Source organism: Bacillus glycinifermentans (assembly GCF_001042475.2).
In the GTDB taxonomy this organism is placed as follows: Bacteria; Bacillota; Bacilli; order Bacillales; family Bacillaceae; genus Bacillus; species Bacillus glycinifermentans.
Window position 1 is genome coordinate 45,633 of the sequence record NZ_LECW02000067.1, and the last position, 19,964, is coordinate 65,596.

The following is a 19,964-nucleotide window of genomic DNA, read 5'->3' on the forward strand; positions in this document are numbered from 1 at the left end:
ATGCCAGCGAATTATCAATTTCGGACGGCCGCTCATATCGTCGCAGGCGAACATTCGATCCGCCGGCTGAAAGATCATGTAAAAACGATTGTGCCGAAGGCGGACAGAGCGCTGATTATTACCCAGCCGTCGATCGTCAAGCTCGGCACGATCGGCGAAGTACAGGCTCAGCTTACAGAGATCGGCATTCAGTCAGATGTTTGCACAGCCATTTTGCCGGAACCGACCGCACAAAATATTGAAGACGTATTTAGAGGCATCCGTGAGAAACGATACGACATTCTCATCGGAATCGGCGGAGGCAGCGTTTTGGACGGAACGAAAATATTGTCCGTGCTGCAAACGAATTCGAAAAAGGTCGAGGAGTTGCTCGGGACCGATTTGGTCGAAAAGCCGGGAATCCCGACCGTGCTGATTCCGAGTACTTCGGGGACGGGCGCAGAGGTGACGCCGAACGCGATCGTTACGCTTCCCGAAGAGGAATTGAAAGTCGGCATCGTCAGTCCGCTACTGCTGCCGAAGCTGGTCATTCTTGACCCGGTCATCACCCTTGGATTGCCAAAACCGATTACGGCGGCTACCGGAATGGACGCGTTCACCCATTCGCTTGAATCGTTCATTTCGACAAAAGCAAACCCGATCAGCGATATGTTCGCTTTACAATCCATCAGACTGATTTCGGCAGGCATTGCGGAAGCATATGAAAACGGTTCATCGATACAAGCGAGAGAAAACATGCTGCTCGGTTCGATGTATGGCGGCATGGCGCTGACGGCCGCCGGAACTGCTGCCGTTCATGCCCTTGCCTATCCGCTTGGGGGAAAATACCGAATTCCCCATGGTGTCGCCAATTCGATGCTCCTTCCGCATGTGATGGAGTTTAATATGGATGCCATTACAGAACGGCTGTCTCTTGCGGCTGAACCGATGGGAATCGCCGCCTCTGATCTGACCGTTGAACAAACGGCTGAGGCCGTTGTGCAGAAAATAAGAGAGTGGACGAAGCGGCTGAATATTCCTCAGGATTTAAAAGCGTACGGCGTAACCGCAAGCGATGTGGACGATTTAGCCGACTCAGCTTCAAACGTGACACGCCTGCTTCATAACAATCCGAAACCGCTCAGTCTGGAAAATATAAAAGATATCTATCGAAAACTAATCAACTAAAGGATGAAAACATTGAAAATTGCAATCATCGCGGATGATTTGACGGGAGCGAACGACTGCGGCGGCCAGCTTGTTCATTACGGGATGGATGTTTCCGTCAAACTGGATGCCGAATTCACCAGACGGGAAACAGACGGCGCCGTTATTTTCAATACGGACAGCAGATCGCTGTCAGCCGCAGAGGCGAAGGCGGCTGTGAAAAACATCAGTGAACACATCTCCCGGCAATCGTTTGATATCGTCTACAAAAAAATCGACAGCACGATGAGGGGAAATATCGGAGCCGAGCTTCAAGCGATGGTCGAAGCGTTTCAGCCGGATTTCGTGCTGGTGGCTCCCGGCTACCCTCAACACGGACGCCAGGTCATCGGCGGCGTCCATTATGTGAACGGCGCAAAGCTAGAAGAAACCGAAGCGGCGAACGATCCGAAAACGCCTGTAGCAGAATCGAATATTCAAAGATTAATAGAAAAGCAGACTCGAAAAAAGAGCGGACATTTATCATATGAAGACATCCGCTGCGGATACGGGCATGTCCGCAACAAGCTGGAACGCTTTCAGGCGGAGGGGATTTCGTATGTGACGGCTGATTCGGTTCATGAATCCGATCTGCAGGATCTGGCGTTTATCCTGCGGAGTTTGCCGTACTCTATCATTTTAGCCGGCTCGGCGGGTTTGATGAGCTGTCTGCCTAAAGCGTTCAATCTGAAAGAAAGGAAGCCTGGTCAAACCGTTCCGTCTTCCGGTCTGCCGATCATGTTTATCGTCGGAAGCATGAGCCGGACGGGGAGGAAACAGCTTCAGGAGCTGTTCACCGCACGCTTGGCTGAAAAAGTAGAAATGAGATCAGAACGCATGCTGTTCGGCGAAGGTGAGAAAAGAAACGAGTTCGAACGGCTGAAGAAAAGGGCGGCGGACGTCCGGCGCCGTTCGAAGCACATCGTCCTCTGCACCTCGGACAATGCAGCAGAGACACAGAAGATCGGTGAAAGCCGCGGACTCACCCCGGTTCAAACGAGCAATGCGGTGTCCGGCGCACTTGGCGAAGTGGCGGGCGAGCTGATTCAAGCTTTTCATATGAATCGGCTGTTTTTAACCGGAGGTGACACGGCATACCAGGTGCTGCGTCAGCTTGGCGTTCATGAGATACGATTGCTGGACGAAGTAGAGCCAGGCATTCCGCTGGGGTCAGCCGGTGAAGATTTGTACATTGTAACAAAGGCCGGAAATTTTGGCTCACGTTCGGTGATGGCAAGTGCGGCAATCAAGCTACAAGGAGGATAAACAATGGAGAAACCGGTTATCGGCATTACAATGGGCGACGCGGCAGGCGTCGGTCCGGAAATTATCGTAAAAGCTCTCAATTCCCGCGAAGTGTATGACATGTGCAGGCCGCTCGTCATCGGCGATATGAAAATGCTGAAAAAAGCCGCCGGACAAATCGGATCAGAGGTTGTCATTAACAAGGTCAGACATCCGGACGAGTGTGGTTTTGTACATGGAAAGGTCGATTGTCTCGATATCGATCTGCTCCCTGAAAACCTGCCTGTCGGAAAGGTATCGGCTGAAGCCGGAAACGCAGCTTTTCATTTCGTGAAAAAGGCGGTTGAACTCGCTAAAAATGGCTGTATTCAAGCGATTTGCACAGCACCGTTAAATAAGGAGGCGCTGCATAAAGGCGGACACAGATACCCGGGGCATACGGAAATTCTCGCTTATTTAACGAATACAACCGACTACAGCATGATGCTGGTTTCGCCAAAGCTGAAGGTGATTCATCTGACAACGCATCAAGGGCTGATCGAGGCGATTCAGTCGATTACGCCGGAGCGGACCTATAAAGTCATCCGTCTCGCACATGATACATTGACAAGAGCCGGATTCAAACGGCCGAAAATTGCGGTTTGCGGAATCAACCCCCATGCAGGGGAAAACGGCCTGTTCGGAAGCGGCGAAGAAGAACGGCAATTGCTTCCGGGGATTGAGCAGGCGGCAGCCGAGGGAATCGATGCCGGAGGCCCATACCCCGCAGACACGCTGTTTTACAAGGCTGTTCGGGGAGATGTCGACCTTGTCGTAGCCTGCTACCACGATCAGGGGCATATTCCGGTCAAAGTCCTCGGGTTGGAAGAGGGCGTCAACATTACGGTCGGATTAAACGGCGGGGTCATACGCACCTCTGTCGACCACGGAACCGCATTTGACATTGCGGGGCAGAACAAAGCCGATGAAAGAAGCATGCTTGCTGCTTTGCGGTCAGCCGCTGAACTTGCGCCCAAATCGTAGAAAAATGAAAGAAGGTTGGTGCATCTCATGAAAGTCGTATGTACATCACCGTCATTTGCGAAATACTCTGATGATCCCGTCTTGTTTTTGGAAAAAAGGGGCATGTCGCTGGAACGCCTTCCTGCAGATATAACCGAGGAGCAGTTCATTGAAGCGGCAGGCGGAGCGGATGCCGCGATCGTGGCGTTTAACAAGATTACGCCGTATGTCCTGGATCGTCTCCCTTCTTTAAAAATTGTCTGCAAACATGGCGTCGGCGTCGACAATATCGATCTGCACGCTGCGAAAGAGCGCAGCGTCTGGGTGACGAATGCTCCCAACGCCAACAAGCATGCAGTCGCTGATTTTGTATTCGGCCTCATGCTGGCGGCTGCAAGGCAGATTCCCGCGGCCGACAGGGAGACAAAGCTGGGAAATTGGCCGAGGGTTTTTGGATCTGACGTTTACGGCAAAACGCTCGGCATCGTCGGACTTGGCATGATCGGTAAAGAAGTCGCTAAACGGGCGCAAGGCTTCAATATGAGTGTTTTAGCCTATGATGTATCTCCCGATCGTGCATTCGCCGCCGATCATCACATCCAATTTACGGAGCTTGATCAGCTCTTGAAAGAAAGCGATTTTATCACGCTTCATATGCCGCTCACAGCCGAAACGGAAAACATGATCGGCGAAAAAGAATTAGCCGCCATGAAAGAAACGGCTTATCTGATCAATGCTTCAAGGGGAGGCATCGTGTCTGAGCGTGCGTTATATGATGCCTTGGCGAACGGGAGCATCGCAGGGGCTGCGCTTGACGTGTATCAAACCGAACCGCTGAAGCAGCACCCTCTCTTTGAGCTGGACCGTTTTATCGCCATGCCGCATATCGCGGGGTACACCCGCGATGCCGTACAGAACCTCGGCATGATATGCGTCAAAAACATTGCCAGTGTACTGATCGACAAACAAAAACCGGAGTTTGTCGTCAACGGGCTGTGAAGGTGTTTTTATTCATGCCCTGCACCATGATTTGAAAGCGTTTTCTACAAATGGGATGAGGTGGATAACATGTTGAATCACCCGGTTCAAAAAAAGTCAAATGTGCGTTGGGTTGTCGCGTTTATGATGTGGGCTGCCATTGCCATCAATTATATTGACCGGACAGTGCTCTCGGCTGCCGCTCCCTATATTACCGAAGAGTTCAACTTGACAGCCGGCCAAATGGGAATCATCATGTCCGGTTTCTTCTGGTCGTACGCTTTGCTGCAGCTGCCTTCAGGCTGGGCGGCCGACAAGTACGGCCAGAAAAAAACGCTCGGTTTTGCGGTCGTCTGGTGGTCTGTTGCTACGGCGCTGACGGGTCTTGCGACAGGCTTCAAATCCCTGCTCGGACTGCGGGTCGCACTGGGAGTCGGGGAGGCTGCTGCATATCCGAGCAATGCGGGGATCGCCGCCAAATGGTTTCCGAAAAAAGAAAGGGCGACAGTAGCCGGAATTTTTGACAGCGGGTCAAAGTTTGGCGGAGCTGTTGCAATGCCTTTGATCGCCTGGATGATTGCGGTCTTTGACTGGAAGCTGACGTTTCTTTTGATCGGACTTGTCGGCGTCGTGTGGGGAATTGTCTGGATGATTTTCTTTAAGGAGAATCCCGCCGATCATAAGCGCGTCAATGAGGCGGAACTGGCCCATATTCGGGAAGGGCAGGCTCACATGGAAGAAACGGGCGGCGGCCAGCCGCTGAAGTGGTATCAGCTATTTAAATATCGCAACATATGGGCGATGTGCATCGGATTTTTCATGATCAATTATAATTCTTACTTCTTTATCACATGGCTGCCGACTTACCTTGTCAAAGAAAGGGGCATGGATTTAATCGAAATGGGGATCATGGCGTCTCTCCCGCTTTTGACTGCAATGGTCGTCGAAGTCGGAGCCGGGTGGATGTCCGACCGGATATATGCAAAGGGAAAACTGTCGCTGACAGCCGTCCGGAAGCTGTTTTTAATTATCGGGCTTGCCATGGCTTCGTGCATCGGTTTTGCCGCTTTTGCAGATTCCGCTATCTTGGCCGTCATCCTTCTTTGTGTAGCGAAATCGGGAACGACCGTTGCCGCGTCCCAAGTCTGGGCGCTTCCGGGGGATGTGGCGCCGAAAAATATGACGTCGATGGTTGCCGGTATTCAAAATACAGTCTCTAATATGGGCGGAGTCGTCGGACCGATCATCACCGGCTTCATCGTTGGCGCAACGGGTTCTTTCGTGCCGGCGCTCCTTTTTTCGGCTGGCTTGATCGTCATTGCCATTTTAAATTATCTATTCCTATTGGGAAAAGTGAAACAGATTCAAGTATAAGGAACAGCCCGGCTCATGAGCGGCCGGGCGTTCTCTCATTTAAAATGATTTCAGCACATGCTCCCTGTATTGTTTCGCACCTTCAGCAAGCTCGCTTTTTCCGGCCGTGCCCGCTTGATAGAAGACGTACGGCGGAAGGTATGTAGTGCCGATGAAGTTGCTTGTAGCCTGAAAAGGCCTTAACAGTTCGCTGATCGAATAGTGGTTTGAACCGCCGGCCTGATAGGCCTCTTCGCCGGACCCGGCAGAAACCGCAACCATGAATTCTTTCCCATGGAGCGCCTTGCCGGTCGATCCGTAGGCCCATCCGTAGAGAAGGACGTGATCCAGCCACTTTTTCAAAAGCGGCGGTGAGCTGTACCAATACAGCGGGAATTGAAACACAATCCGGTCGTGCTCCTCCAAAAGGCGCTGCTCTTTTTCCACGTCAATGACCTCATCCGGATACTCTTTATACAGCTCATGTACCGTGATATTCGGCTCGCCTTTCAGTTCTTCGACAAACGCCTTGTTCACCGCGGATTGTTCCATATTCGGGTGAACCGCCAGCACCAACACTTTCATATATTCATCACCTTCTTTTCCATTTTATTCATTTTAATCGATGTGGGATGAGCGATTCAACAAATATGCACAGCCGCCTCTTTTTAATCAAATCTGCCGATGACAAAAGTCACTTTATTTCAGCCGGCTGCCTGGTGTACGGGAATCAAAAACCGAGTTTCTTCATTATATATAAAAGTCTCTTTAAAGACTGTCATGAAATCAAAGGTTCGGTAAATAAAACAAACAGGTGAAAACGGAGCTAAAGACGCATGTCATTCGCTCGATTTAGTAATACGACTATTCCGAATTTTTGGTAATTTAGTATTGAATTGTTTTTGCGATCATTAGAAGACTCAGAATGATCAAAGTCAATGATCTCCGTTTTATGCAGGTAATATGAATGAGTGCGGTACTAACTGTTTCGTGCCCTCATCAAGAATGCTTTCACTTCCTGAATCGTCAACCCCAGTTCCTTCGCCTCTGTCATGAGCGCTCTCCAGTCGTCGATGTTGGCTTGTGTAATCTGTCTGCTTCGGTAAAAGGTCCGTTCTTTCTTTTGCTGCCTGAGACGGTGTGTAAATTGAAACAGTTCTTCCTGATTCATCCCCGCCTGAACAGCCTCTACCAAATGGGTTCTCCATTCTTCATCATGTTCGGCCCGGCGGTAAAGGATCACTTCAGTATCAAACAGCTCTTTCAGCTCCACTTTCAGCGCATGGGAGATTTTTTTGAGAAATTCGACAGAAGGGTTTCTGTGAACCCCGCGTTCAATCTTGCTTAAATACGATTTTGAAACGCCGGCTATGTCTGCAAGCTGGTTGATGGAGTAGCCTTTTCTTTTTCGGTACATGCGGATGACCTTCCCGATCATACTAAATCCTCCCCTTCCCCTTCACCATTCGATTTAAACGCTTTCTTGTTCATTATAAGAAATAAACTGTTCTTTATAAAATTCAAAAATTTAAGATATCAACAGAAAATAGAAGAAAACGAACGATTTTGTTCTCTAAAGAGAACTATATAGCTAAATTCAGCATTTTTCAATTCAAATTTTTTCTTTTATAATCCAATCATTAACAAACGGCATTCCTGAGGAGGCAGTCAAGCATGAAGGAAAACATAGATTTTAGAGAATTGATTGCGATATTGCGAAAACGAACTGTTCTAATCCTGGCTTTGACAATAGGTGTAACGATGATCAGCGGATTCATTCAGTTCTTTGTGCTGACACCTGTCTATCAGGCTTCGACGCAGATTTTAGTCCATCAGGTCGGTGAGAAAAAGGGGAGTGCCACATTCAGCGATATTCAAATCAACCTTCAATATACGCGGACGTTTCAAGCCCTGTTAAAAAATCCGGTTATTTTGGAGCAGGTAAAACAAGAGCTTGATTTACCGGAATCTGTCGGCGGATTGAAGGAGAAAATTACGACGAGCAGCGAAAGCGAATCAGAGATTATCAACATCTCGGTTCAGGATAAAAGCCAAAAAAGGGCGGCCGAAATCGCGAACACGTTAACGGCTGTTCTTAAAAAAGAAATTAAACAGATCATGAATACCGATCGTGTAACAGTTCTTTCAAAGGCTGACATTGTCAAATCGCCGACACCGGTCAGACCGAATTACAAAATGAATATTTTGCTGTCTTTTGGAGCTGCATTGATGGCTGGAATCGCCTTGGCGTTCTTTCTCGATTTTCTCGATGATACGGTGGCGCGTCCGTCACAAGTCGAGAAGGAGGCGGGATTCATTTATCTCGGAAGCATCGAACAGATGAAAAGCAAGAAAAGCAGTTTCCGAAAAGACTCTAATATGAACATTCACGTAAAAACCGGAAGGAGTGAGCCGCTTGGCTATTAGAAAAAAACGCTCGCGAAAATACGAGTCAGCGCTTGTCGCTTTGGATCAGCCAAATACGCCGATTGTCGAACAGTACCGGACGATCAGGACGAACATCGAATTTTCCTCTTTTGAAAAGCCGTTCAGATCACTGCTGATTACATCCGGTCTTCCGGGAGAAGGCAAATCGTTCACCGCTGCAAACCTGGCGGTCGTTTTTTCACAGCAGGAAAAAAAGGTTCTTCTTATCGACGCGGATTTAAGAAAGCCGTCTATACACAAGATCTTTCAGCTTGATAATCATTCAGGCGTCACAAATGTACTGATGAAAAAAACGCACCTGGAAAACGTCGTTCAGCAAAGCCAGACAGAAAGTCTCCATGTGCTGACAAGCGGGCCGATTCCGCCGAATCCGGCCGAACTGTTGTCATCACAGGCCATGGCGGATTTGCTTAAGGAAGCGTACGAGCAGTACGACCTTGTGCTCCTGGACTCTCCTCCGCTGTTGCCCGTTGCCGATGCGCAGATTTTAGCGAATCAGGTGGACGGAAGCATCCTGATCATCTTGAGCGGAAAAACAAAGCTTGATAACGCCATTAAGGCAAGGGATGCGCTCAATTCCTCAAAAAGCGAGCTGCTTGGCGCGGTCTTAAACGGAAGGAAAGTCAAAAAAGCGCGTCAATACAACTATTAGCAATTCTAAGGGCCGCATCAGGCCGAAAAAAGGTGATGTCTTCCTTACCTTTATCAATGGAGGCACTCGGCTCTACTGTGGGCAGGCGTTAATCGGCTGCCTTAGATGCAAGTCGTCGATGGCGGGGCGTGAGGACGGGTTAAATGCCCATTTTATTCTCATCATTCGGATTCATCAACGTTTGTATCTTTTTAGCTGATGGTATTTTGCCTGAAAAAATGTCATCAGCTAGAAAGATACTTGAGGAGGTAGGAAATTGACATATCGGAGAAGGCTTTCCATTATCACCGCACTCGATTCGTACTTGGTTCTGCTGTCTATTTTCATCGGGTACCAGCTGATTTTGCCATCATATGAATTATACCCTTCGGAAATGCTGCTGATGACCTCGCTGTTTCTGCTGGGCTCCCAGCATTTATTTGCCCATTTCTTTCATCTTTATAAAAAAGTGTGGGAATATGCGAGCATTGGGGAATTGTGCGTGTTATTAAAATCGATTACATTATCCCACCTAATGACAATATTCATTGAACTGCTGTTCTTTCAAAATGTTCCGATCCGCCTGTTATGTTTAAGCTGGCTGTTCCAGCTGCTGCTGATCGGAGGATCGCGGATGATGTGGCGGATCATCAGGGAGCGCGTGAACAAAGGAAGCAAGGGATCTGCCAGAGCCCTCATCATCGGCGCAGGTTCAGCAGGCAGCCTAATTGCAAAGCAGCTTCTGCAGAAGCACGAATTGAATATCGAGCCTGTCGCTTTTATCGATGACGACAAAACGAAGCACCGCCTCGAAATTATGGGACTGCCCGTATTGGGAGGGAAAGGACAGATCGTTCAGGCGGTCAGGCAAATGAATATCGACATGATCATCATCGCCATTCCGTCCTTGACCGTCACTCAAATGCAGGAGATGTACAAAGCGTGCGCACAAACGGGCGTCAAAACGCAGATCATGCCGAAAATCGACGAGATTTTGCTCGGCAGACATCCCGTCGGCCAGCTTCGCGACGTCAAGGCGGAGGATCTTCTCGGCAGGGAGCCCGTTCAGCTTGATACGAGCGGAATCTCAAATACCGTAAAAGACCGCGTCGTTCTTGTCACCGGTGCAGGAGGCTCAATCGGCTCGGAAATCTGCCGGCAGATCAGCAAATTCAAGCCGAAATCAATCATTTTGGTCGGCCATGGAGAAAACAGCATTCATTCGATATTGCTTGAGCTGCAAGAGAAATTCGGAAGCAGTGTCAGCTACTATCCCGAAATCGCCGACATCCAGGACAGGGAAAAAATGTTCTTGCTGATGGAGCGCTATAAACCGAATGTCGTCTATCACGCGGCTGCACACAAGCATGTTCCGCTTATGGAAAAGTGTCCGAAAGAAGCGGTCAAAAACAACATTCTCGGCACGAAAAACGTCGCCGAAGCCGCTGATGAATCAGGCGTCGAAACGTTTGTCCTCATTTCGTCGGACAAAGCGGTCAACCCGGCTAACATCATGGGCGCGACGAAGCGGTTTGCGGAAATGCTGATTATGAATCTCGGCAAAACGAGCAAAACAAAATTCGTCGCCGTCCGCTTCGGGAATGTGCTCGGCAGCAGGGGAAGCGTCATTCCGATTTTCAAAAAGCAAATCGCCAAAGGCGGTCCCGTAACCGTGACACACCAGGATATGACCCGGTATTTTATGACGATTCCGGAAGCCTCAAGACTGGTCATTCAAGCGGGAGCCCTTGCAAAGGGAAGGCAGATTTTTGTGCTTGATATGGGCGAGCCTGTAAAAATCGTCGATCTCGCGAAAAATCTCATTCAGCTGTCAGGTTACACGACAGATCAGATCAAAATCGAATTTACCGGCATACGGCCGGGCGAAAAAATGTACGAAGAGCTGCTCAACAAAAATGAGGTGCTGGCTGAACAGGTTTTTCCGAAAATTCATATCGGCAAGGCGGTCGATGTCGAATGGACCGTGCTCAAAACCTTTATGGAAGAGTTTATGTATCTGTCGGACCGCGAGCTGAGAGAGCGTTTGTTCAGCGCTATCGGACAGCGTGAGAAAAAGCTGGTGACAGCGCATTAGGAGGATGAATCATGACGAGAACGGTTTTGTTTTGCGCGACGGTGGATTATCACTTTAAAGCATTTCACCTTCCGTATTTTAAGTGGTTCAAAGAGCAGGGCTGGACGGTTCACGCAGCGGCGAAAGGGAGCATGAAGCTGCCTTTTGCCGATCGGCAATTCGATATCGGGATCGAGCGTTCTCCCTTTCGTACAGGCAACCTGGCGGCATACCGAGAGCTTTCACGCATCATCGATGAACATGAGTACAGCATCATCCATTGCCATACTCCGATGGGCGGCGTATTAGCCAGACTGGCCGCCCGGAAACAGAGAAAACAGGGAACGGCAGTGATGTATACCGCCCACGGCTTCCACTTTTGCCAGGGAGCGCCCTTGAAAAATTGGCTGCTGTACTATCCGATCGAAAAAGGGCTCTCCTTTTTGACGGATTGCCTGATCACGATTAATCAAGAAGATTATCAGCTTGCAAAGGGCCTCAGCAGCAGGATGCGGACGGAAAAGATCCACGGCATCGGCGTTGACACCGGACGGTTTCACCCTGTTGATGAGGAAGAAAAAAGACGGCTTAGAACAAAACACCGACTGAATGAAGACGATTTCGTTCTCATTTATCCGGCTGAGCTGAACATGAACAAAAATCAGGCGCTTTTAATCGAAACAGCAGCGTATTTAAAAGAGCGGATTCCAAACGTCAGGCTCGTCTTTGCCGGGAAGGGGCTGATGGAAGCCGAGTACCGCCGCCTGGCTGAGCGAAAAGGAGCTGCTGACCATGTTACGTTTGCGGGGTTTCAAAAGGACATTCACGAATGGATCAAGCTTGCCGACGTATCTGTCGCCTCAAGCATAAGGGAAGGCCTCGGCATGAATCTCCTTGAAGGAATGGCAGCCGGAAAACCCGCCGTTGCCACCGACAACCGCGGTCATCGCGAAGTCATCAAAGACGGAGCAAACGGCTTTCTCATTTCGCAGGGAGACGCCCGAACCTTCAGCGACCGTCTTTTCCAGCTTTACCATTCTCCCGAATTGCGAGAACGGATGGGTGAAGAGGGAAGAAAAACGGCTGCCGCTTATTCGCAGCAACACACGGTTAAAGAAATGGCGGACATATATTCTTCCTTTATGAAAAACGAAGCAGCTGAAAGGAGGCTGAAAGGATGACAAACCGGCAAAAGCCGAAAGTATCGGTCATTATGGGAGTGTACAATTGCGAAGACACGCTAGCCGAAAGCATCGAGTCGATTTTGAGCCAAACCTATAAAAATTGGGAGATGATCATCTGCGACGACGCTTCGACAGATCGGACCTATGACATCGCCAGGCAGTATGCCGACCATTACAGCGATAAAATCAGGCTGATCAGGAATGAGAAAAATAAGCGCCTCGCCGCTTCCCTAAATCATTGCCTCCGGTATGCCGGCGGGACATATATCGCGCGCCAGGACGGCGATGATATCTCTTTGCCGCGCCGCTTTGAAAAACAGGTCGCGTTTTTGGAAAAACAGCCCCATTACCAGGTCGTCGGAAGCGGGATGATCGCTTTTGATGAAGAAGGCGTGAGAGGCGTCAGAATGCTTCCTCCTGCGCCGACCCCGCGAATCATGGCAAAAGGGACGCCGTTTTGCCATGCGACGATCATGATGCGTGCTGAAGCTTATCAGGCGCTGAAAGGCTACCGCGTTGGCAGGCGGACGAGAAGAATGGAAGACATCGATTTATGGCTCCGGTTTTTTGAAGCGGGATACAGAGGCTACAATCTTCAGGAGGCATTGTACAAAGTAAGGGAAGACGAATCGGCGTTTAAAAGGAGAAAGCTCAGCTATTCCATCGATAATGCGTTTATCGTCTATGACGCATGCAGACGGCTGAAGCTGCCGCTTTCCGACTATGCTTACATGATGAAACCGATCATCAGGGGGCTCATGCCTCCTTTTATCATGAACAAATATCATAAAAAAAGACTGATGAATGAAGGCGGAGGGGTCGTAAAACATGAATGACAGAAGCGCGAGACCAAAACGGGTGCTCCACATCGTAAGCGGAATGAACCGAGGCGGCGCGGAGACGATGATTATGAACATGTACCGCCATGCCGACAGGAGCCGGGTCCAATTCGATTTCATTTCACACCGGGAGGAAACGTGCGACTACGACCCGGAAATCATATCGCTCGGCGGGCGCGTGTTTTATGTGCCGAGCATCGGCACGGCCGGTCTTCTTTCTTATATCAAAAGGATCAGGGACGTTCTGATCGAAAAAGGGCCGTTTTCAGCCGTTCATGCACACACCGACTTTCAGACGGGCTTTGCCGCTTTGGCGGCCAAGCTTGCGGGCGTTCCGGTCCGCATCTGCCATTCGCATAATACGGCCTGGAAGCCGAATCCCCGTTTTATGGATGCGGTTCAGCTCCGGTTGTTCCGCCGGCTCATGTTCGCGTGCTCCACGGCGCTTTGCGCCTGCGGCCAAGATGCCGGCCGCTTTTTGTTCGGCGGAAAGAAGATGAGCAAAAACGCTGTTCACCTTTTGCAAAACGGAATTGACCTTGCCCGTTTTCAAGAGGCGAACAGCCGCTCAAAAGCCGGTATGAGAAAAAGGTTCGGCATCCGCGAAAACGCGCTTGTCATCGGGCATGTCGGCCGCTTTTTCGAACAAAAAAACCACCCGTTTCTGCTTGAGCTCGCCGGCAGCCTCAAAAAAACGGGCACACCCTTTCAGGCGGTGTTCGCCGGCGACGGGCCGCTTCGCAAACAAATCGAAGAACAAGCGGCAAGGCTCGGGCTGGAAGACGAGGTCTTGTTTCTCGGCGTTGTTGAAGACGTTCCTTCCTTGATGCGGACGTTTGACGTATTCGTGATGCCGTCCTTGTTTGAAGGGCTGCCGCTCGTTCTTGTGGAAGCGCAGGCTTCCGGTCTTCCTTGCGTCGTCTCGGACACCATCACGAAGGAAACCGACCTTGGTCTCGGTTTATTGAAGAGGGTCAGCCTTGGAGCGGGGTTTGACCGATGGGCAGAGGAGATCGGCCGGGCACAGCAGGCGGAACAGCCGGCTTGGCCCGACATCGAAAGCGCTCTGGCGGCGAGGGGATATGATGCGAAAGCGAATCTGACAAGGTTAATGGATCTCTATTCGATCTCCTTAGCAGAAGGACAGTAAACATGGCCGTTTACATGCTGAATATGGGGATCGTTTTCGTATGGTCATGGTTTGCGAAAATGTACGGCAAAGAAGATCATTCTCTGCCGACGGGCTACCGTCCGAACGCGATTCTTGCCGCCGTTCCGCTCGCTTCCCTGATCATCGTCGCCGGATTGAGGTACAAGGTCGGAACAGACTACCAAACCTATATGCTGCTTTACGAATTGGCCGGCAAATATGACAGCATTTGGGCGATTTTCGGATTCGGCGGGTCCAAAGCCTCTACAGATCCGGGCTTCACTGCGCTCTTGTGGCTGTTGAATCATATCACAGGCGATCCGCAGATCATGTTTGTCACCGTCAGTGCCATCACCTATTTTTTTATCGTCAAGACGCTTTATGTATACGGACGGCCGTTTGAATTAAGCATGTTTTTATTTTTAGGAATGTTCTATTACTATGCGTCATTCAACGGGATCCGCCAGTACATGGTGGCGGCTGCCTTGTTTTGGGCGGTCAAGTACGTGATCGGCGGAAACTGGGTGCGCTATACGATGACCGTGCTGATTTGCTCGCTGTTTCATTCATCTGCCCTGATCATGATTCCCGTCTATTTCATTGTCAGAAGAAAAGCGTGGTCGCCTGTCATGGGTCTCCTCACTCTTCTATTTTTAGCCGGGACTTTCATGTATCAAAAGTTTCTTTCCGTCTTTATCTCCGTGCTTGAAAACAGTTCATACGGACATTATGAAGAGTGGCTTATGAAAAATTCAAACGGAATGAACTCGATTAAAATCATCGTCCTTCTCCTTCCGCTCGTGCTTGCGTTTTGCTTCAGAGAGCAGCTGCGGAAGCGCTGGCCCGAGATCGACTATATCGTCAACTTTTGCCTGATCGGTTTTTTATTCGGTGTTTTGGCGACAAAGGATGTCATCTTTGCAAGGTTTAACATCTATTTTGGACTTTATCAGCTGATTCTCGTTCCTTACTTTGTCCGGATTTTTGAACCGAAATCGAATGCGCTTTTATACGTTTTGTTTTTGATCTGTTATTTCTTATACAGCTTTATGCTCATGCCGTTCGATTCTTCGGTGCTGCCGTACAGAACGATTTTTGAACGTTAATCTATGAAACAGACAAGGCGGCGGATCATTCCGGTCTTGTGAAAAATGTCGACAAAGGAGTTAATCATATTGGAAAACCCAGCCGTTAGCTTACTGGTCGCAGTATACAATACAGAAGCTTTTTTGCCGAATTGTTTACAATCGCTGATCAGCCAGACCTTAACAAATATCGAAATCATCATCGTCAATGACGGTTCGACGGACGGAAGCCAGAAAATCATTGATCATTTTGCCAGAAAGGACGGCCGGATCAAAACGATCCAGCAGGAAAATCAAGGGCTCGGGGCCGTGCGGAATAAAGGAATAGAAGCCGCAGAAGGAGAGTATCTGGCTTTCATCGATTCGGATGACTGGATTGACCCCGACTATTGCAGGGCCATGTATGAAAAAGCGAAGGCCGAGGAAGCCGATCTCGTCATCTGCGATTATGCCGTAGACATTCAGGATACGGGGAAAACGATCTTTCCCGAGATTGGGAAACTCTACGCCGGAAAGCCGAAAGACGCATACATCACAGATCTGCTCAAGGGCAGGGTGAGCGGTTTTTCCTGGAACAAGCTTTACAGGCGCAGCCTGATCGAAGAGCACCGGCTCGCCTTTCCGCTCAGGGATGAATTGGAGAATATCGAAGATCAATACTTCAGTTTCAGGTGCCTGCTTTTTGCAAATACAGCGGCGTTTGTGACCAAGCCTTTGTACCACTACAGGGTTCACCTGACATCGATTGTCCAAAAGTATCAGCCGGGGCTTTACGAAGACGGCCTTGCCCTATACGAGGCAAATCTTGAATGCCTGGCAAAGCACGGAGGGCTTCAAGCTTTGGAAGACGCGCTTCACGTCTTTCTCGTGAACCACGCGTTGGGCAGCATTTTGAATGAGTGCAAAAGCCTGAATAAAAACCCTTCGGCGGAAAAATACAAAAATATCAGGCGGATTTGCGCCTCTCCTGAGTTTAGAAGGAAAATTCCCGCTGTCGACCTGACGGCTTTTGATTCGAAGAAGAAGCTGCTGCTGTTGCTCGTCCGCTGGCGCCTCGTGCCGGCCGTGTACGGGTTCGCAGCGCTGTATCAGAAAACGATCGAGTACAGAATGAAGAAATAGGCGGTGAGGACATGACCTTTCAGGAATGGAAAGTCAATCTTGCGGAATGGCTTCTGCTGAAGGTGAAATATCCATCAGAATTCTTGATGGGAACACCTGGTTTAAAAAGGTTTGACCAATATAACGGGAAGAAAAAGATCATTTTGACGCTAATTCCTTCCCACGATAATTTGGGGGATCACGCGATTGCCCTGGCAAGCAGAACATTTATAGAAAATGAGTTTCCCGGTTTTGAAGTGATCGAGATCGGCATCAATGATATTTACAAACACGCAAAAGCGCTGCGGCGCGTCCGCCACCCAGAGGATATGGTGTTTATCATCGGCGGCGGCAATATGGGCGATTTATACAGAAATGAAGAATGGACGAGACGCTTTATCATCAAGACGTTTAAGCAGTATAAAATCGTGCAGCTTCCGGCCACTGCCCATTTTTCGAAGACGCCTTACGGACAAAAGGAATTAAAAAGGGCGAAAAAAATCTACAATGCCCATCCCCGCCTGTTGCTGATGGCGCGCGATGAGACAACCTATCAATTGATGAAACGGCATTTTGCGGATAAAACGATTTTGAAACAGCCGGACATGGTGCTGTATTTAAAGAAAGAGAAGCAGGGGGAAAGAGACGGCATTTTGGTGTGCTTGAGGGATGATAAAGAAAGCTTTCTAAAAAAAGAAGAGCGAAAAGCGCTGTTGAAAGCAGTCACTGACGAATACGGAGAGGTCAGAACGTTTACGACGACGATCGGCAAGAGAGTGAGCAGCGTCTCGCGCGAGATGGAGCTGAACAAGCTCTGGGATCGATTGAGAGGCGCTGAAGTTGTGGTGACGGACAGGCTGCACGGCATGATCTTTTGCGCGATTACCGGAACGCCGTGCGTCGTGATCCGCTCCTTTGACCATAAGGTGCTTGAAGGGTTCAACTGGCTGAAAGACATCCCGTCGATGAAGCTTGTCGAAAAGCCCGGAACGGCAGAGGTGCTCGGTGCGATCAAGGAATTGATCAAAAGCGATGCATCACACGAAAACGCTCCGACAAGGGATCATTATTTCACCGATCTGAAGCGGAAGATATTAGGTGATGCCCTATGAAGCCGTTCGTCAGCATCATCGTTCCGATGTACAATGTCGAAGCTTATATTGAAGAATGCGTCAATTCTTTGCTCAAGCAGACGTTGAGAAATATCGAAATCATTCTCGTTGATGACGGGTCACCCGACAGATCTGGAGACATCGCAAGGCGGTATTGCGATCAGGATGCAAGAGTCAAAGTGATCCATAAAAAGAACGGCGGGCTGAGCTCCGCCAGAAATGCGGGGCTCCATGCAGCGACAGGGGAGTATGTCGGCTTTGTCGACGGAGACGACTTTGTGTCGCCGGCGATGTTTGAAAATATGTACGCCGCTGCGAAGGAGGACGATCTTGATATCGTCATGTGCGGCTATCATAGGCATTCTGATAAAGGAAACGAGTATGTTCCGCCGACTTTGCCGGCCGGACGCCTGCTGCTGGGCTGGGATATTAAGCATGAGCTGAGAAGGGCGCACGAAACCCGGTTCATCTGGTATGTATGGCGGAATTTGTACAGACGCGACCTGCTGAAGCATAACGAGCTCTATTTTTATGAAGATATTCGTTTTGCGGAAGATTCGCCGTTTAACCTGTACGCTTTTTACGCCGCAAAGCGCGTAAAAGCGGTCGATGAAGGCTATTACATGTACAGGTGTAATCCGGAGAGCCTGACAGAGCTTCCTTTTAAGCCGTACATGGATGACAGCCTGATCAGGCAATATCGTGCAAAAAAGAGATTTTACGAGACATTCCAGATGTTTGAGGAATGTGCGGAGGATCTGCAGACGTACATGTGCAAACACCAGATTCCGATGCTTCTGGCCAATGCGTGCGCCGAACGGAAGCCTTCAAAACAGGTACGGCGGCATATTAAGGATATTTTGTCCTACCGGATGGTGCAGTCATCGGTGGAAAAAACGTCATTGCGCAATAAAAAGCTATTGCTCGGACAGCGGATTGTTTTACTGTTATGCAAATTGCATGTTCCGATCCTGCTCGAATTGTTTTTTAAACGAAATCTGCCCAGTAAGGGATGAGCCTTTTGAATAAGACATTTTTGCTGAATCTGGGCGCCAATGTGGCGTCCTTTTTGCTATCCGTGCTGTTTTCGATGTGGCTGACTCCGTTTGTCATCAAAACGCTCGGAGTTGAAGCGTTCGGCTTCGTTCATTTAACGCAAAACATGATCAATTATTTTTCGATAATTACGGTCGCCTTGAGCGCGGTCGTCGTCAGATTTTTTTCCGTCTCCGCCCACAGGGGGGCGCTCGATGAGGCAAGGGGCTATATGAATACGTATATGATTTCGTCTTTTGCCCTCTCGCTCGTTTTGCTCTTGCCGCTTGGCGGAACGATCTATTTTGTCGACCGGATCATCCGCGTCCCTGCGGGTCTCTTGAGCGATGTGCAAATCGCGCTGTTCATCGGCGGTCTGCTTTTTCTGCTGACATTTTTTATGTCAGGGTTTGCGGCAGGTCCATTTTTCGCCAATAAAATCTATATCACGAGCACGATCCAGGCGGTGCAAATGCTGATTCGCGTGCTGTCGGTCTTCTGTATTTTTTCATTGTTTGCGCCGAAGATTTGGCACATTCAGCTCGCCGCTTTTATCGCCACCGTGTCGGCGTGCATGCTGTCGCTCGTTTTCTTTAAAAAACTGATTCCCTGGTATTCGTTTCGAATCAAGGATATGTCGCTCAAAAAATGCAGGAAGCTGCTGCAGTCCGGGGGATGGAGCTCGGTCAGCCAGGTCGGCGTGCTGCTGTTTCTGCAAATCGATTTAATGGTGGCCAACCTTATGCTTGGGGTCAGCGAATCGGGAATGTACGCGGCGATCATTCAGTTCCCGCTTTTATTGAGGACGCTGTCCTCAACGCTTGCAGCCGTATTTTCTCCGACGATTACGCTCTATTATTCAAAAGGGGACAAAGAAGGGCTTGTCCGCTATGCCAACCGGGCCGTCAGGTTCAACGGATTGATCCTTGCGCTGCCTGCAGCATTGCTCGGCGGACTGGCCGGCCCGTTTTTGACGATTTGGCTCGGACCTTCTTTCGAGCATTTGAAATGGCTTTTATTGATACATGCCGGATATTTGGTCGTTTCTTTAAGCCCTGCGCCGCTGTTTTACATTTTTACAGCTTACAACAAGCTGAGAACGCCGGCGCTGACGACGGTTGCCTTCGGCGCCGTCAACTTGATCCTCGCCGTCGTGCTGAGCGGTCCGGCGGGACTCGGCCTTTACGGAATCGCGCTTTCCGGAGCTGTTGCCTTAATGCTGAAAAACGTCGTCTTCACCCCGATGTACGCCTCAAAGATCACGGGTGAACGAAAACGGGTCTTTTATAAAGGCGTGTATGCCCCGCTTGCCGGCGCTTCATTCGCATTGGGCGTCTGCTTCGCAATCCAGTTCTTTTTTGCGGTCGACGGCCTGCCGTCTCTTATTATGACGGCGCTGGCAGCGTCTGGTGCGTACGTATTGTTTGCGTATTTTGTGTTATGTACAAAAGAAGAACGGCTTTCAGTCCTCAGCTGGCTGGAAAAGTTTCGGACTTCTGCGTTGCTCCCTTTTCAGAAGGGATTTTTCAAATAGGAGAAAGG

General features: G+C 49.6%; 18 protein-coding genes. 16 read left to right on the top strand and 2 right to left on the bottom strand.

Annotation, left to right across the window (positions count from 1 at the left end; translation table 11 throughout):
• The 5 genes from AB447_RS23480 to AB447_RS23500 all read left to right on the top strand — a co-directional run bounded on the left by AB447_RS23480 (window position 1) and on the right by AB447_RS23500 (window position 5,784).
• Complete coding sequence (locus AB447_RS23480) at window positions 1-1,167, top strand: iron-containing alcohol dehydrogenase (protein WP_048354367.1); 1,167 nt, start codon at window positions 1-3, stop codon at window positions 1,165-1,167.
• Between the two features lie 3 nt (window positions 1,168-1,170).
• Window positions 1,171-2,451, top strand: coding sequence for a four-carbon acid sugar kinase family protein (locus AB447_RS23485; protein ID WP_048354366.1), 1,281 nt, complete (start codon window positions 1,171-1,173; stop codon window positions 2,449-2,451).
• 3 nt (window positions 2,452-2,454) lie between these two features.
• Window positions 2,455-3,453 carry a 4-hydroxythreonine-4-phosphate dehydrogenase PdxA gene (gene pdxA, locus AB447_RS23490; protein ID WP_057957774.1) on the top strand — a complete coding sequence of 333 codons (999 nt, stop codon included), beginning with the start codon at window positions 2,455-2,457 and terminating at the stop codon, window positions 3,451-3,453.
• 27 nt (window positions 3,454-3,480) lie between these two features.
• A complete protein-coding gene (locus tag AB447_RS23495) occupies window positions 3,481-4,431 on the top strand; it encodes a phosphoglycerate dehydrogenase (protein ID WP_048354365.1) in 951 nt (316 codons plus the stop codon).
• A 69-nt stretch (window positions 4,432-4,500) separates the two neighbouring features.
• A complete protein-coding gene (locus AB447_RS23500; RefSeq protein ID WP_048354364.1) occupies window positions 4,501-5,784 on the top strand; it encodes an MFS transporter in 1,284 nt (427 codons plus the stop codon).
• Between the two features lie 39 nt (window positions 5,785-5,823).
• On the opposite strand, the gene AB447_RS23505 is transcribed toward AB447_RS23500, so the two are convergent.
• Window positions 5,824-6,348, bottom strand: coding sequence for an NAD(P)H-dependent oxidoreductase (locus AB447_RS23505; protein WP_048354363.1), 525 nt, complete (start codon window positions 6,346-6,348; stop codon window positions 5,824-5,826).
• A gap of 394 nt (window positions 6,349-6,742) precedes the next feature.
• Window positions 6,743-7,201, bottom strand: coding sequence for an HTH-type transcriptional regulator SlrR (gene slrR, locus AB447_RS23510; RefSeq protein ID WP_048354362.1), 459 nt, complete (start codon window positions 7,199-7,201; stop codon window positions 6,743-6,745).
• Between the two features lie 236 nt (window positions 7,202-7,437).
• Between slrR and AB447_RS23515 the strand changes: the two genes are divergently transcribed.
• From AB447_RS23515 to AB447_RS23565, 11 genes are all read left to right on the top strand, one after another.
• A complete protein-coding gene (locus tag AB447_RS23515; RefSeq protein WP_048354361.1) occupies window positions 7,438-8,190 on the top strand; it encodes a YveK family protein in 753 nt (250 codons plus the stop codon).
• Window positions 8,180-8,863, top strand: a complete 684-nt coding sequence (locus tag AB447_RS23520; protein ID WP_172796393.1) for a CpsD/CapB family tyrosine-protein kinase — start codon at window positions 8,180-8,182, stop codon at window positions 8,861-8,863. The genes AB447_RS23515 and AB447_RS23520 overlap by 11 nt, the downstream gene beginning before the upstream one ends.
• Window positions 8,864-9,119: 256 nt before the next feature.
• Window positions 9,120-10,937, top strand: a complete 1,818-nt coding sequence (locus tag AB447_RS23525) for a polysaccharide biosynthesis protein (RefSeq protein WP_048354359.1) — start codon at window positions 9,120-9,122, stop codon at window positions 10,935-10,937.
• 11 nt (window positions 10,938-10,948) lie between these two features.
• Window positions 10,949-12,097, top strand: a complete 1,149-nt coding sequence (locus AB447_RS23530; protein WP_048354358.1) for a glycosyltransferase family 4 protein — start codon at window positions 10,949-10,951, stop codon at window positions 12,095-12,097.
• Window positions 12,094-12,936, top strand: a complete 843-nt coding sequence (locus AB447_RS23535) for a glycosyltransferase EpsE (protein WP_048354357.1) — start codon at window positions 12,094-12,096, stop codon at window positions 12,934-12,936. The genes AB447_RS23530 and AB447_RS23535 overlap by 4 nt, the downstream gene beginning before the upstream one ends.
• On the top strand, window positions 12,929-14,089 hold the full coding sequence (locus AB447_RS23540) for a glycosyltransferase family 1 protein (protein ID WP_048354356.1): 1,161 nt from the start codon (window positions 12,929-12,931) through the stop codon (window positions 14,087-14,089). The genes AB447_RS23535 and AB447_RS23540 overlap by 8 nt, the downstream gene beginning before the upstream one ends.
• A 2-nt stretch (window positions 14,090-14,091) precedes the next feature.
• Window positions 14,092-15,195, top strand: coding sequence for an EpsG family protein (locus AB447_RS23545; RefSeq protein WP_048354355.1), 1,104 nt, complete (start codon window positions 14,092-14,094; stop codon window positions 15,193-15,195).
• A 69-nt stretch (window positions 15,196-15,264) separates the two neighbouring features.
• Window positions 15,265-16,296, top strand: a complete 1,032-nt coding sequence (locus AB447_RS23550; protein WP_048354354.1) for a glycosyltransferase family 2 protein — start codon at window positions 15,265-15,267, stop codon at window positions 16,294-16,296.
• An 11-nt stretch (window positions 16,297-16,307) separates the two neighbouring features.
• On the top strand, window positions 16,308-17,387 hold the full coding sequence (locus AB447_RS23555; RefSeq protein ID WP_048354353.1) for a polysaccharide pyruvyl transferase family protein: 1,080 nt from the start codon (window positions 16,308-16,310) through the stop codon (window positions 17,385-17,387).
• A complete protein-coding gene (locus AB447_RS23560; protein ID WP_048354352.1) occupies window positions 17,384-18,403 on the top strand; it encodes a glycosyltransferase in 1,020 nt (339 codons plus the stop codon). Before AB447_RS23555 ends, AB447_RS23560 begins: the two co-directional genes overlap by 4 nt.
• Complete coding sequence (locus AB447_RS23565; protein ID WP_231592533.1) at window positions 18,400-19,956, top strand: MATE family efflux transporter; 1,557 nt, start codon at window positions 18,400-18,402, stop codon at window positions 19,954-19,956. Before AB447_RS23560 ends, AB447_RS23565 begins: the two co-directional genes overlap by 4 nt.
• Window positions 19,957-19,964: the final 8 nt, after the last annotated feature.